Annotated in this window: 12 protein-coding genes; 3 read left to right on the forward strand and 9 right to left on the reverse strand. The window is 68.4% G+C overall.

The window, feature by feature from the left end; translation table 11 throughout:
* Window positions 1–161 precede the first annotated feature (161 nt).
* The 8 genes from argH to LYSCAS_RS00645 all read right to left on the reverse strand — a co-directional run bounded on the left by argH (window position 162) and on the right by LYSCAS_RS00645 (window position 8,395).
* Window positions 162–1,445 carry an argininosuccinate lyase gene (argH, locus tag LYSCAS_RS00610; protein ID WP_213435127.1) on the reverse strand — a complete coding sequence of 428 codons (1,284 nt, stop codon included), beginning with the start codon at window positions 1,443–1,445 and terminating at the stop codon, window positions 162–164.
* On the reverse strand, window positions 1,442–2,398 hold the full coding sequence (argC, locus tag LYSCAS_RS00615) for an N-acetyl-gamma-glutamyl-phosphate reductase (protein WP_213435128.1): 957 nt from the start codon (window positions 2,396–2,398) through the stop codon (window positions 1,442–1,444). The genes argH and argC overlap by 4 nt, the downstream gene beginning before the upstream one ends.
* Window positions 2,395–2,997, reverse strand: a complete 603-nt coding sequence (locus tag LYSCAS_RS00620; RefSeq protein WP_213435129.1) for a GNAT family N-acetyltransferase — start codon at window positions 2,995–2,997, stop codon at window positions 2,395–2,397. The genes argC and LYSCAS_RS00620 overlap by 4 nt, the downstream gene beginning before the upstream one ends.
* Window positions 2,997–4,349: an acetylglutamate kinase gene (locus tag LYSCAS_RS00625; protein ID WP_213435130.1), complete on the reverse strand. Its 1,353-nt coding sequence runs from the start codon at window positions 4,347–4,349 to the stop codon at window positions 2,997–2,999. The genes LYSCAS_RS00620 and LYSCAS_RS00625 overlap by 1 nt, the downstream gene beginning before the upstream one ends.
* On the reverse strand, window positions 4,346–5,428 hold the full coding sequence (locus LYSCAS_RS00630; RefSeq protein ID WP_213435131.1) for an acetylornithine deacetylase: 1,083 nt from the start codon (window positions 5,426–5,428) through the stop codon (window positions 4,346–4,348). Before LYSCAS_RS00630 ends, LYSCAS_RS00625 begins: the two co-directional genes overlap by 4 nt.
* Before the next feature lies 1 nt (window position 5,429).
* A complete protein-coding gene (locus LYSCAS_RS00635; protein ID WP_213435132.1) occupies window positions 5,430–6,662 on the reverse strand; it encodes an argininosuccinate synthase in 1,233 nt (410 codons plus the stop codon).
* A 32-nt stretch (window positions 6,663–6,694) separates the two neighbouring features.
* Window positions 6,695–7,726, reverse strand: coding sequence for an N-acetylornithine carbamoyltransferase (locus tag LYSCAS_RS00640; protein ID WP_213437459.1), 1,032 nt, complete (start codon window positions 7,724–7,726; stop codon window positions 6,695–6,697).
* 258 nt (window positions 7,727–7,984) lie between these two features.
* Window positions 7,985–8,395 (reverse strand): hypothetical protein, encoded by a 411-nt coding sequence (locus LYSCAS_RS00645; RefSeq protein ID WP_213437461.1) that lies wholly within the window; start codon window positions 8,393–8,395, stop codon window positions 7,985–7,987.
* A gap of 147 nt (window positions 8,396–8,542) precedes the next feature.
* Between LYSCAS_RS00645 and cysS the strand changes: the two genes are divergently transcribed.
* From cysS to LYSCAS_RS00660, 3 genes are read left to right on the forward strand one after another with little or no spacing between them, the layout of a single operon-like run.
* Window positions 8,543–9,907 carry a cysteine--tRNA ligase gene (gene cysS, locus LYSCAS_RS00650; RefSeq protein WP_213435133.1) on the forward strand — a complete coding sequence of 455 codons (1,365 nt, stop codon included), beginning with the start codon at window positions 8,543–8,545 and terminating at the stop codon, window positions 9,905–9,907.
* Between the two features lie 14 nt (window positions 9,908–9,921).
* On the forward strand, window positions 9,922–10,362 hold the full coding sequence (locus tag LYSCAS_RS00655) for a SufE family protein (protein ID WP_213437463.1): 441 nt from the start codon (window positions 9,922–9,924) through the stop codon (window positions 10,360–10,362).
* The gene (locus LYSCAS_RS00660; protein ID WP_213435134.1) at window positions 10,359–11,600 is read left to right on the forward strand and encodes an MFS transporter; all 1,242 of its coding nucleotides are present in this window, start codon (window positions 10,359–10,361) and stop codon (window positions 11,598–11,600) included. Before LYSCAS_RS00655 ends, LYSCAS_RS00660 begins: the two co-directional genes overlap by 4 nt.
* 66 nt (window positions 11,601–11,666) lie before the next feature.
* On the opposite strand, the gene dksA is transcribed toward LYSCAS_RS00660, so the two are convergent.
* Window positions 11,667–12,740 (reverse strand): RNA polymerase-binding protein DksA, encoded by a 1,074-nt coding sequence (dksA, locus tag LYSCAS_RS00665; RefSeq protein WP_213435135.1) that lies wholly within the window; start codon window positions 12,738–12,740, stop codon window positions 11,667–11,669.
* Window positions 12,741–12,854: the final 114 nt, after the last annotated feature.

Raw genomic sequence — 12,854 nt, forward strand, 5'->3', positions numbered from 1 at the left:
CAGGGCAGACGCGGAATGCGTCGCGGCGCGCACCTTAGGCGGTGGCGCACCTCGCACCGAGGAGAATGTTCGCTGCTTCGCAGCAGGCTTTTGCCGCATGGCTCAGCGGTGCTGGCCGAACGCGCCCGTGAAACGCGAGTGCGGTTGCGCGACCCGGGGCATCAGCCCCCGAGGCGATCGCGCAGGTCCTTCAGTCGCAGATCCCCTGCCCCGCCCGGCGACGTGCGCGCCGCGAGGCTTTCCTGCGGATCGCCCGCGGACCAGCGCGCAGGATCGGCCGCCTGCTTGTACGCATCGCGGAACGGCATGCCCTGCTTCGCGAGATCCACGGCGAGGTCGGTCGCGTACATCGAAGGTTCGAGCGCCGCCTGCATGCGCTCGCTGTTCCAGTCGAGGTTGCGCAGCAGGTCGGGCAGTAGCGACAGCGCGCCGAGGCCCTTGCCGAAGCCATGGAACAGCGCGCCCTTGGTGATCTGCAGGTCGCGGTGGTAACCGCCCGGCAGCGACAGCAGGTGTTCGATCTCCGTGCGCGCGGCGGCGACGCTCGCGTACGTGCCGCGCATCAACTCCACGACATCGGGATTGCGCTTGTTCGGCATGATCGAACTGCCCGTCGTGTACTGCGACGGCAAGCGCACGAATCCGAACTCGGCGCTGGTGAACAGGCTCAGGTCCCACGCGAGGCGGCGCAGGTCGAGCATCGCGCTGTTCAAGGCTTCGAGCGCGGCGAGTTCGAACTTGCCGCGCGAAAGCTGCGCATACAACGGCGACACCTGCAGGCGGCCGAAGCCGAGCGCCTGCGTCGCGTGGTCGCGCGCGAGCGGCAGGTTGACACCGTACCCGGCGGCCGTGCCGAGCGGATTGGCGTCGACCCACGCGAGCGTGTCGGCGGCGCGACGCGCGTTGTCGATGAAGGCCTCGGCCCATCCCGCCCACCACATGCCGACGGACGAAACGACGGCACGTTGCAGATGCGTGTAGCCGGGCATCGGAATGCCCTGCTCCGCTCCTGCACGATCCAGCGCAACCGTGGCGACTTCGCGGCACAACGCCTGCACGCGTTCGAGTTTTTCCTTCAGCCACAGGCGCGTGGCGACGAGCACCTGGTCGTTGCGGCTGCGGCCAGTGTGGATGCGGCGGCCGGTGTCGCCGAGGCGTTCGGTGAGGCGCGCTTCGATGGCGGAATGGCCGTCTTCGAACGTCTCGTCGAGCACGAACGCGCCGCTGCGGAAATCCTCCGCGAGCGTGGCGAGTTCGCGCTCCAGCACCACCAGTTCGTCCGCCGACAGCACGCCGATGCGCTGCAGGCCCTGCGCGTGCGCGCGGCTGGCGACGATGTCGTGCTGGAAGAATTCACGATCCAGGATCACGTCGTCGCCTGCGAGGAACGCCTGGATGCCCGAGTCCACGGTGACGCCCGGCTTCTGCCACAACAGGTCGCTCATGCGTGCGTCTCCAGGGGAATGCCGGCGAATTCGTCGAAACCGAAGGCGAGGTTGAGGTTCTGCAGCGCCTGCGTGGCGGCGCCCTTCAGCAGGTTGTCTTCCGTGGCGACGACGACCAGGCGTCGGCCGTCCTCCGACAAGGTGAAGCCACCGACGTCGACGTGTTGCGCGCCCGCGATGTGGCTGACCCACGGCGCTTCGTCGCCGACGCGCACGAGGGGTTCGGCGGCGTAGCGTTCGCGGTAACGCGCGAGGATGTCGTCGCGGTTGAAGGCACGCGCCAGGTGCAGGTTCGCCGTGATCGTCAGGCCGCGGAAATGCGGCGCGACGTGCGGCATGAATTCCACCGGATGGCCGAGCTGCGTGCTGGCCTCGCGCTCATGCACGTGGCCGGTCAACGCGTAGGGCATCAGGTTGTGGCGCAGCTTGTCGGGATCGTTCTTGTCCGACGGCGTGGTGCCCGCGCCGGAATACCCGGAGACACCGAAGCACTGCACCGGGCCGTCGAGCGCATCCAGCATCGGCGCGACCGCCAACTGCATGGCCGTCGCGTAGCAGCCCGGATTGCTGATGCGGCGCTGGCCCTGATAACGGGCGCGCGTGAGTTCCGGCAGGCCGTAATACCAGGCCGGATCGAAGCGATAGTCCGCGGACAGATCGATGATGACGGGATCCAGCCCCGCCGCATCGAACGCATCCACGCACACCTTCGCCTTGCCGTTCGGCAGCGCGAGCACGACCGCATCGGCGCCGAACGCGGGCAGCGTTTCATGCGCCGGCGCGATGTAGCGCAGGTCGCCGCGATACGCAGGATGGTGGTCCGCGACCAACTGCCCTTCCAGTTCGCGCGAGGACACGAACGCGAAGTCGAAATGCGGATGGCCCGCGACCAGCTTGATCAGTTCCGCGCCGACATGGCCGCGCGCGCCGACGAGTCCGAGCTTCGGGTTCATGCGTGCTTCGCCATGCGGGCCTGCAGGTTGCGCTTCACGCACGCCCATTCGGTATCGAGGATGGAGAAGTTGACCGTGTCGCGCAGCGTGCCGTCGCGATGGCGCACGTGGTTGCGCGTGATGCCTTCTTCCTTCGCGCCCAGGCGCGCGATGGCCGCGCGCGAGGCATGGTTGAACCAGCTCGTCTGCAGGCCCACCGACGCGCAACGCAGTACGTCGAACGCATGCCCGAGCAGCAACAGCTTGGCTTCGGTGTTCAGGCCGGTGCGCTGCACGCTCGCGGCGTACCAGGTGTAGCCGATCTGCAGGCGCGGCGTGTTGGGTTCGATCTCGTAGTAGCGCGTGGTGCCGACGACGCGGCCGTTGGCATCGCGCACCGCGAAGGCGAGCTGCGTGCCGCCGGCCTGCTTCTCCAGCGCGCCGGCGACGAAAGCCTCCACGTCCTTCGCTTCGGGCACGTTGGTGTACCAGAGGTCATACAGGCGGCCATCCTCGACGGCGTCCTGCAGGCCGGGCACGTGCGCCATCGCCAGCGGTTCCAGGCCCACGTGCGTGCCGCGCAGGGTCGGCGGCGTGGTCCAGTCGGTGATCGCAGCCATCAATCCTCCAGCGTCGCGGGGCGGTGTGCGCAATGTTCGACGCACGCGCGGATGTCATCGAACGATTCGAAGCCGTACCAGAACACCTGCCAGCGCGCCTGCTTCAACGTGCCGTCGCTTTCCGCGGCATAGAACGCATTGACCGGGTTGCCCAGGCGCGAGCGCCAGAACAGGCGCGGATTATGCTCGCGCATCACGTGCCACACCGCGCGGCCCAGGCCCTCGCCCTGCGCTTCGTCCAGCACCGCGAACTTGTCGAGGTACACGCCCGCGTCTTCCTGCGTGAGGATCACGGCGACGCGGTAGTTCTCGCTCACGTAGGCGCGATGCAGGCGCGTGCGCTCGAAGTAATCCGGCAGCAGCTTGCGGCCGAAGGCGGATTCGATGAGCTTGCGCAGCCGGCCCAGGTCGAGCTGGTCCCACGACTCCGCCGTGAGCACGCGCTCGCCGCGCCGCACCAGCGTGCCGGAACCCGTGTGCGTGAACAGTTCCTTCGCCAGTTCGCCCGGCCGCGTGATCGAGACGGACGACGACAACGGCAGCTTGTCGAGCAGCACCTTGATCTGTTCCAGCTTCACCTTCATGCCGCCGTGGATCCACGGCTGCGCGACCAGGTCGTCGTACTCGGTGGACAGGTTGATCGAATCGATCACGTTGCCGCCGTCGTCCAGCAGGCCGCCGGTGCCGGTGAGGAAGACGATCTTGTACGGCTGCAGCACCTGCACCAGTTCGTTGGCGGCGAAGTCGGCGTTGACGTTGAGGATCTGCCCGCCCGCGGTTTCGCCCAGGCTCGCGATGACGGGGATCGAACCGGCCTGCAGGCTCGCGTTGATCGGCGCGAGGTCCACGCGCTTCACTTCGCCGACGAGGCCGTAGGTGTGGCGGTCGAGGTAATCGGCTTCGAACACGCCCGACACGATCGACGTCGCGCGCGCATCCTGCGCCTGCAGCGCTTCGACCAGCTTGAGGTTCTGCGAATGGAACACGCGGCGCACGATCGCCAGCGCTTCGGGCGACGTCACGCGCAGCCCGTTCACCGTCTGCTTCTCGATGCCGGCGGCGGTGAGTTCCTCGTCGAGCTGCGGGCCCGCGCCGTGGATGACGATCGGCGTCAGGCCCACGTCCTGCAGGAAGGCGAGCGAGGACGTCAGCGCGTCCAGGTCGTCGCGCAGCACCGCGCCGCCCACCTTGACGACGGCGAAGCGCGCCGCGTCCAGTTGCGAGAAGCGCTTGAGGTACTGCGAGATCTCCTTCGCGCCGGCCATGCTCGAGAGCAGGCGGACGATGGTCTGGCGCGTTTGCGGATCGTGGACGTGCTTGTTGAGCGCGTGCTGGTTGAAGGCAGGATTCATTGGAGGATGCGCTTGATCGATTCGGTGTAACGCTGGAGTTGTTCGAGGGCGACCCACTCGTCGGCGGTGTGCGCCTGCGCGATGTCGCCGGGGCCGTACACGAACGCGGTGAGGCCGGCCCGCGAGAACAGCGAGGCTTCGGTCCAGAAATCCACCGCGTTGCCGATGGTGAAGCCCAGTTCGTCCGCGAGGTCGCGCGCGGCCAGGCGGCGTTCTTCTGCGATGGCGACATCGCCCGACGGCAGCGACGGACCGCGGAAGGTTTCTTCGTAGCGATCGAGTGCGCCCGGATCGGCGAGCGTGCCGAAGGTTTCGTGCAGGTGTTCGAACGCCATCGACGGCAGCGGGCGGAAGCCGAAGCGCACTTCCGCGCTCGGCGCGATCACGTTCGCCTTGATGCCGCCTTCCAGGCGACCGATGTTGAAGCGCAGGCCGGTCAGCCCGCCGAAGCGCTGGTGCGCCTGGCCTTCGACGAAATCCAGCGCGCGCGTGCCCCAGCGCATCGCCTGGTGCAATGCGCTGGCCTGCAGCGCCGTCGGCCCCGACGCGTGCCCCGCCTGCCCCTTGAAGCGCATCAGCACCGAACTGATGCCGCGATGCGCGAGGACCGCTTCGCACAGCGTGGGCTCGGCGATGATCGCTTCGGTGAAGCCGTGGTCGCTGGCGAGGAACGCATCGATGCAACGGGCATCGTTGGCTTCTTCGTCGCTGCTGAAGAGGAAGGCGGCGTCGCCGGTCGTCAGGTTCGCGGCCGTCACCAAGCCCGCCGCGGCACCCTTGATGTCGCAGGCGCCAAGGCCGATCGCGCGGTCGGCGGTGACGCGCAGCGCGTGCGGATCCGCGCTCCACGCCGGCGACGACGGCACGGTGTCGAGGTGCACGTTGAACACGCGCGTCGGCGCACCGCGCACGGCGAGCAGCGACACCGCGCCTTCGCCGTGGTCGGTGACCGTGCAGCGGAAGCCCGGCAACTGCGCGCGCAGGTAATCGAAGATCCCGCCCGTGCCGATGTGGCGCGGCGGGTTGCGCGTGTCGAAGGAAACGAGCGCGTCGAGGTGGCGGAGGACGTCCTGGAGCATGTCAGCCGTTCCGCCCCGGTCCCCGGCCCCCGGTCCCTTGTCCCTCGTTGACCTGCGCCCACAACGTGCTGCTCATGCCGAACAGGCGGATGAAGCCTTCGGCTTCCTCCACGCCCCAGTCGGCCGACTGCGCGTACGTGGCGCGCTTTGCGTTGAGCAGGTGCGGCGAACGCAACGCGACCGCATCCACGCGACCGCCGCGCGTTTCGAGCACGACTTCGCCGTTGACCATGCGCTGGCTCGACACGAGGAAGGCTTCGAGGTCGGTCTTCAGCGGGTCGTGGTAGAAGCCTTCGTACACCAGCTCCACCCACTTGCGCGCGACGTCGGGCTTGAAGCGGTTCTGCTGCTTCGTGAGCACGGCTTCCTCCAGCGCGCGGTGCGCGGCGAGCAGCGCGGCCAGGCCCGGAGCTTCGTACACGATGCGGCCCTTCAGGCCGATCGTCGTGTCGCCGGTGTACATGCCGCGGCCCACGCCGTAGGCGGCGAACAGGCCGTTGAGCTTCGCGAGCAGCTGCGCGCCCGGCATCGCGATGCCGTCGAGCGCGACCGCTTCGCCTTCGACGAAGCGCAGCGTCACGCGCAGCGGTTCGCTCGGCCACTGGTCGCGCGGCGCGCACCAGCCGCGCGCGCCTTCGCCCGGGATGTCCCAGGTGTCGATCTCGCCGCCGGACATCGTCAGGCCCAGCAGGTTTTCGTTGATCGTGTAGGCCTTCTGCTTGGCGCGCACGCCGAAGCCGCGTTCTTCCAGGTACGCCTGCTCGTACGCGCGCGTCTGCGTGTGTTCCTTCTGGATTTCGCGGATCGGCGCGACGATCTGGTAATCGCCGCTCGCCTTCACCGCCAGGTCGAAGCGCACCTGGTCGTTGCCCATGCCGGTGCAGCCATGCGCGATGGCGCGCGTGCCGAGCGCCTGCGCGCGCGCGAGCGATGCATCGACGATGAGGTAGCGATCGGACACCAGCAACGGGTACTGGCCCTGGTAGCCCTCGCCCGCCATGACGAACGGCTTGACGAAACCGTCCCAGATCGCCGGGCCGCCATCGATGGTGACGTGCGATGCCACGCCGAGCTCGGCGGCGCGCGCTTCGATCGTCGCGCGTTCTTCCGCATCGACGCCGCCGGTGTCGGCGAACACGGTGTGCACGTTCCAGCCCCGCTCCTGCAGGTAGGGAACGCAGAAGGAAGTGTCGAGGCCGCCGGAGAAGGCCAGCACGATGTCTTTGTTTGCCATGGGGGACGTTCCGTTCGATTCGATGGTGGACATCAGCGACGCTGGCCGGCCAGCGTGGCCATCACGGCCTTCTGCACGTGCAGGCGGTTCTCGGCTTCGTCGATGGCGATGCAGCGCGGCGAATCCATCACGCCGTCCGTGGCCTTCACGTTGCGGCGCAGCGGCAGGCAGTGCGAGAACACGCCGTCGTTGGTGAGCGCCATCTTGGCTTCGTCGACGATGAAGTGCTTGTTGGTATCGCGGATGGGCTTCTCCGGCGCCCAGTTGCCGAAGTACGGCAGCGCGCCCCAGCTCTTCGCGTACACGATGTCGGCGCCGGCGTAGGCGCTTTCGATGTCGTGGCTGACCTGCAGCGAGCCGCCGCTTTCCTGCACGTTCTGCGCGGCCCAGGCCATGTAGCGCGCGTCCAGCACGTATTCGGGCGTGGGGCACAGCAGCGTCACGTCCATGCCCATGCGCGTGGCGATGGTGAGCGCAGAGTTCGCCACCGCCGTGTTGAGCGGCTTGGGATGGTAGGTCCACGTCAGCACGTACTTCTTGCCGCGCAGGTCGGTGGTGCCGAAGTGTTCCTGCAGCGCGAGGATGTGCGCGAGCTCCTGGCACGGATGCGTGATCGTTTCCATGTTGATCACCGGCACCGACGAATATTTCGCAAAGCCCTTCAGCACGCGGTCCTCGCGATCGGCCGACCAGTCCACGAACTTCGGGAAGGCGCGCACGCCGATCAGGTCCACGTAGCGCGACAGCACGCGCGCGACTTCGGCGATGTGCTCTTCCGTCTCGCCGTCCATCACCGTGCCCAGGTCGAACTCGATCGGCCACGCATCCTTGCCCGGCTGCAGCACGACCGCATGGCCGCCCATCTGGAACGCGCCGATCTCGAAGCTGGTGCGCGTGCGCAGCGAACTGTTGAAGAACACCAACGCGATCGACTTGCCCTCCAGCGCGCGCGGCTTGCCCGGCGCGCCGAACGGCTGGCGCTTGAACTCGGCGGCCTGCGCGAGCACGGCATCGAGCTGGTCGCGCGACCAGTCCTGGGTGTTGAGGAAATGTTGGAGCGGCACCTGCTTCATGGGTCGTTCTTCGATGAGGGATGGATTTCGCCGGGGCTGGAACGCAAAAACCCGGCACGGAGGCCGGGTTTCTCGCAAGCAAGCATGACGCCTGGCTGCTACCCAGCGAACTTGTGGGCCTGCAGTCGGCGCGCGCGCGAAGTCATCCCGGCCGCCATGTAGGCGGAGGTGAGGACGTCGGCGTCGGCGCGGAGGTGCGTCATGGGGCGCGCATGGTCGCACCAAGGGTGCGGCGATGCAACGAAAGCGTCAGGGCGTGCTGGCGCGCGGCGGGATGTAGGGCACCACCGAAACGCGGACCCGCAGGCGGTTGCCCGGGTCGAACGGCAGGCGCGAGCGGTACTTGGTGCCGCGGTACACGTAGTCCACGTCGTAGGCGATGGGCCGGCGGAATTCGCGCACGACGGGGACCATCTCGCACTCGCCCTGGGCCGGCGCCGGCGCGGGCTTGCCGCCGAAGGCCCCGCGCACGGCGCCGACCACCTTCGCCACGCCGGTGCCCGCGGGCTCGGCGTCGCCGTGGCAGCGCGGTTCCATGCGGGTGGCGCGCAACACCTGGTAGATCGGCTGCACGCGCATCACCTGGGCGAAGTCGAGGCGGACGTTCTCGTTCTGGAGCACCGTGGTGCCGCTGTCCTGGGCCCGTGCGACCACGGGCATGGCGCCCGCGAAGGCGGACAGGATCAGGGCGATGACGGGGGCTGCGAGGGTGCGCACGCATTCAGTGTAAGCGCCGCACCGGGCCTTCGGCCTGAATCGGCCCTGTCGTGACCGGTAGAATGCCCCGGTCACCCCCTGTACGACGCCATGAACCTGCGCCTGTTCAACACCCTCACGCGCCGGGTCGAGCCCTTCGCGCCGCTCGATCCGTCCGCCCCGACGATGTACCTGTGCGGGCCGACGGTCTACAACTACGTGCACATCGGCAACGCGCGCGGGCCCGTGGTGTTCGACGTGCTGGCCGCCCTGCTCCGCCGCCGCTTCGGCGGCCTGCGCTACGCGCGCAACATCACGGACGTCGACGACAAGATCAACAACGCCGCGCGCGAAGCGGGCGTGCCGATCGGCCAGATCACCGACCGCTTCACCGCCGCTTACCGCGAGGAGATGGCGGCCCTCGGCGTGGTCCCGCAGGAACTGCAGCCGAAGGCGACCGACCACATCCCGCAGATCGTCGCGATGATCGAGCGCCTCATCGAAAGCGGGCATGCGTACGCGGCGGAAGGCCACGTGCTGTTCTCCGTCGGAAGTTTTTCCGAATACGGCAAGCTCTCGCGCCGCGATCCCGACGACATGCTCGCCGGCGCGCGCGTCGAAGTGGCGCCGTACAAGCGCGATCCCGGCGACTTCGTGTTGTGGAAGCCCTCGACGGACGACCTCCCCGGCTGGGATTCGCCGTGGGGCCGCGGCCGTCCCGGCTGGCACATCGAGTGCTCCGCGATGGCCGAAGCGCACCTCGGCGACACCATCGACATCCACGCCGGCGGCATCGACCTGCAGTTCCCGCACCACGAGAACGAAGTGGCGCAGAGCGAATGCGCGCACGGCGGAAAACCGTTCGCGCGCTTCTGGCTGCACAACGGGATGCTGGTGTTCGGTGGCGCGAAGATGTCCAAGTCGGTGGGCAACGTCGAGCGCATCCACGACCTGCTCGCGAAGCACCCGGCCGAAGCGCTGCGCCTGGCGTTGCTGTCGGCGCACTACCGCCAGCCGCTCGACTGGACGCCGGCGCTGATCGAACAATCCGTGCGCACGCTCGATCGCCTGTACGGCACGTTGCGCGACCTCGCGGACGTGGACGCCGCGCCCGCGATCCCCGCGACGATCGAAGACGCGCTCGACGACGACCTCAACACGCCGCAGGCGCTCGCCGAACTCGCCCGCATCGCCGGTGACGCACGCAAGGCCGAAGGGCCCGCGCGCCGCGAAGCGAAGGCCGCAGTGCTCGGGGCCGGGCTCGCGCTGGGCCTGCTGCAACAGGCGCCCGAAGCCTGGTTCGCACGCGGTGCGTCCGAAGACGACGACACCCGCATCCAGGCCCTGATCGACGAACGCATCGCCGCCAAGGCCGCGCGCGATTTCGCCCGCGCCGACGCCATCCGCCAACAGCTGGCCGACGAAGGCGTTCTCCTGGAAGACACGCCCCAGGGCGTACGCTGGAAGCGTGCATGAACCAGGTGGCTGGAATGAGCGACGCGTTGTTCCCGCTGGAGCCCAGCGCCGCGCAGGCGCAGGCCGCGATCGCCGAGGAGTTCGCGTTCTTCGGTGACTGGTCGGAGCGTTACCAGTACCTGATCGACCTCGGCCGCAAGCTGCCCGCGTTCCCCGATGCGCTGAAGACCGAAGACCATCGCCTGCACGGGTGCCAGTCGATGGTGTGGATCGTCGGCGAAGGCGACCGCGCGCGCCTGGATTTCCGCGCGATCAGCGACTCGGCGATCGTGTCGGGCCTGGCGTTCCTCGCGTTGCGCGTCTACTCGGGGCGTTCGGCGGACGAGATCCTCGCCACGGAACCTGCGTACATCGAAGAGATCGGCCTGTCGAAGCACCTGTCGCCCACGCGCAGCAACGGCCACGCCGCGCTGCTGGGCTTCATCCGCGACCGCGCACGGGCGATCGCCGCGTGAGCGAAGCCGTCGCCGCGGCCGCACCGGCGCCGCTGAAGAACCGCGCGTTCCTGCAACTGCTCAGCTATCGCATCCTGGCGATGCTGTCGTACCAGATCGTCGCGGTGACGGTGGGCTGGCACATCTACGAGATCACGCGCGATCCGCTCGCGCTGGGCCTGGTGGGGCTGGCGGAAGTGATCCCGTATTTCTGCGTCGCGCCGTTCGCCGGCTATCTGGTCGATCACCTGCGGCGGCGGCGTCTCGGCGCGCTTGCGTGTTCGGGGCTGGCGATCACCGCGTTCGTCTTGGTGTCGATCACGCAAGGCTGGCTCGATCCGCACGGCACGCTGCTGATCTACGCGGCGATCGCGCTCACCGGCACGGTGCGTTCGTTCCTGACGCCGATCTACAACACCTTGTTCGCGCGCGTGTTGCCGCGCGAGCAGTTCGCGCGCGGCGCGGGGTTCGGCAGCGTCGTGTTCCAGCTGGGACTCGTGCTCGGGCCCGCGTTCGGCGGCGCGCTGGTCGCGTGGGCCGGCAAGGGCGCGGCGTATGGCCTGGCCGCGGCGCTCGCACTCGCAGCGGCGATCGCGTTGCTGCTGATGCGGATCCACGAACCGCACCACGAAGGCGAACGCGCGCCCATCTTCGCCAGCATCGGCGAAGGACTGCGCTTCGTGTTCGGCCACCAGATCCTGCTCGGCGCGCTCGCGCTCGACATGTTCGCCGTGTTGTTCGGCGGCGCGGTCGCGTTGCTGCCGGCCTTCATCAAGGACGTGCTGCACGCGGGGCCGGAAGCGCTCGGCATCCTGCGCGGTGCGCCGGCCGCGGGCGCGGTGATCGTCGGGTTGTGGCTGTCGCGCAAGCCGCCGGAACGCAACGCGGGCCGCCTGCTGCTGATGGCGGTGTTCGGCTTCGGGCTGTGCATCGTGTGCTTCGCGCTGTCGAAGAACATGTGGCTGTCGGCGGCGTTGCTATTCGCCTCCGGTGCATTCGACGGTGTGTCGGTGGTGCTGCGTTCGACCATCCTGCAGCTCGCCACGCCCGACGCGATGCGCGGGCGCGTGTCCGCGATCAACGGGATCTTCATCGGATCGTCGAACGAACTCGGTGCGTTCGAATCGGGCCTGGCGGCGAAGCTGCTGGGCCTGGTGCCGTCGGTGATCTTCGGCGGGTGCATGACGATGGGCATCGTCGCGGCGACCGCGAAGCTGGCGCCGAAGTTGCGCAAGCTGGACTTGCGCGAGCTGCACTAACAAAAAGGCCCGCTTCCGCGGGGCTTCCTGGATCCCCGCCTGCGCGGGAATGACGGGCGATGGAACTCAGTCGCCCATCTGCTTCTGCAAGTGCTCCCAACGCTCCTGCTCGTCGATCGTGCGCTCGGCGGTGAGGCGCGCTTCGAGGCGCTCCAGGCCGATCTCTTCGCCCGAGTCCACGCTGTAGCCGTATTCGCCGGCATCCAGGCGCTTGAGCGTGCTGTCGATCTTGCCGATCAGCTTGCGGTAGCGGTCGCGCGTGCGCAGTTCGAGCGAGTTCTCGGTCTCGCGCGTCGCACGTTCGGCTTCGTCGCCGACGTCGCGCACTTCGTCCTTGAGGTTCTCGATGGTCTGCTTGGATTCCTCGACCAGGTCGCTGCGCCAGGACAGCAGGCGCTGGCGGAAGTACTCGACCTGCAACGGGCTCATGTACTCCTCGTCATTCGAGGGCTTGTAGCCCTGCGGGATGACGGGACGACCCGTGGTCTCATCGTTCTTGTACTGCACGACCTTCACTTTTCCCCGCGGCGTGGGCGCAGCCGGACGGGCTGCGACGGCAACCGCCACTTTCCCCTCCGGACGTGGGCGCGACGTGACGGCGGCCGACGTGGTGGCCGACTTCGGTGCGCTTGCGGTGGCGGGCTTGGTGGCCTTGGCCGGGGTGGCGACGGGCTTTGCCACCGGTGCGTCGAACGGTGCGCTCGTCGTGGCGGGCTTGGCGGCGGGCTTCTTCACTGCGGCCGGCGCGGACTTCGCGACGGGTGCGGCTTTGACAGGTGCGGCTTTTGCGGGTGCGGTTTTGATGGGTGCGGCCTTCATCGGCGCGGCCTTCGCAGGCGCGGCCTTGGTGGGGGCAGCCTTGGCTGCCGGCTTCTGCGCGGCTTTCGCCGGTGCAGCAGCCTTCTTGACGGGTGCAGGTTTCTTCGCGACGGGCTTGGCGACGGGCTTCTTCGCCGGCGCTGCCTTCTTCGCGACCGGCTTCTTCGCCGGGGCTGCCTTCTTCGCTACGGGTTTCTTCGCCGGCGTCGCCTTTTTGGCGGGCACGGCTTTCTTCGCGGCGGGCTTCTTCGCTGCCGGCTTGGCGGCGCTGGTCTTCTTCGCGGCCTTGGCGGCCTTCTTCGCTGGTTTCTTCGCTGCCACGAGCGTGACGTCCTCGTTCCCTTGAGGCGGGAAAGCGCGCTGTTATACCCTGCCCCGCCGGGTGCGGCAACCCGCGCAACATCGTCCCGCCACGCCTATACGAGGACCGGTTTG

The organism is Noviluteimonas caseinilytica, from assembly GCF_018406605.1.
Lineage (GTDB): Bacteria > Pseudomonadota > Gammaproteobacteria > Xanthomonadales > Xanthomonadaceae > Noviluteimonas > Noviluteimonas caseinilytica.

Excerpts from the sequence above, each read along its gene's own strand:
- argH (WP_213435127.1), bottom strand. The coding sequence starts at position 1,445 with ATGAGCGACCTGTTGTGGCAGAAGCCGGGCGTCACCGTGGACTCGGGC.
- argC (WP_213435128.1), bottom strand. The coding sequence starts at position 2,398 with ATGAACCCGAAGCTCGGACTCGTCGGCGCGCGCGGCCATGTCGGCGCG.
- LYSCAS_RS00620 (WP_213435129.1), bottom strand. The coding sequence starts at position 2,997 with ATGGCTGCGATCACCGACTGGACCACGCCGCCGACCCTGCGCGGCACG.
- LYSCAS_RS00625 (WP_213435130.1), bottom strand. The coding sequence starts at position 4,349 with ATGAATCCTGCCTTCAACCAGCACGCGCTCAACAAGCACGTCCACGAT.
- LYSCAS_RS00630 (WP_213435131.1), bottom strand. The coding sequence starts at position 5,428 with ATGCTCCAGGACGTCCTCCGCCACCTCGACGCGCTCGTTTCCTTCGAC.
- LYSCAS_RS00635 (WP_213435132.1), bottom strand. The coding sequence starts at position 6,662 with ATGGCAAACAAAGACATCGTGCTGGCCTTCTCCGGCGGCCTCGACACT.
- LYSCAS_RS00645 (WP_213437461.1), bottom strand. The coding sequence starts at position 8,395 with ATGCCCGTGGTCGCACGGGCCCAGGACAGCGGCACCACGGTGCTCCAG.
- cysS (WP_213435133.1), top strand. The coding sequence starts at position 8,543 with ATGAACCTGCGCCTGTTCAACACCCTCACGCGCCGGGTCGAGCCCTTC.
- LYSCAS_RS00655 (WP_213437463.1), top strand. The coding sequence starts at position 9,922 with ATGAGCGACGCGTTGTTCCCGCTGGAGCCCAGCGCCGCGCAGGCGCAG.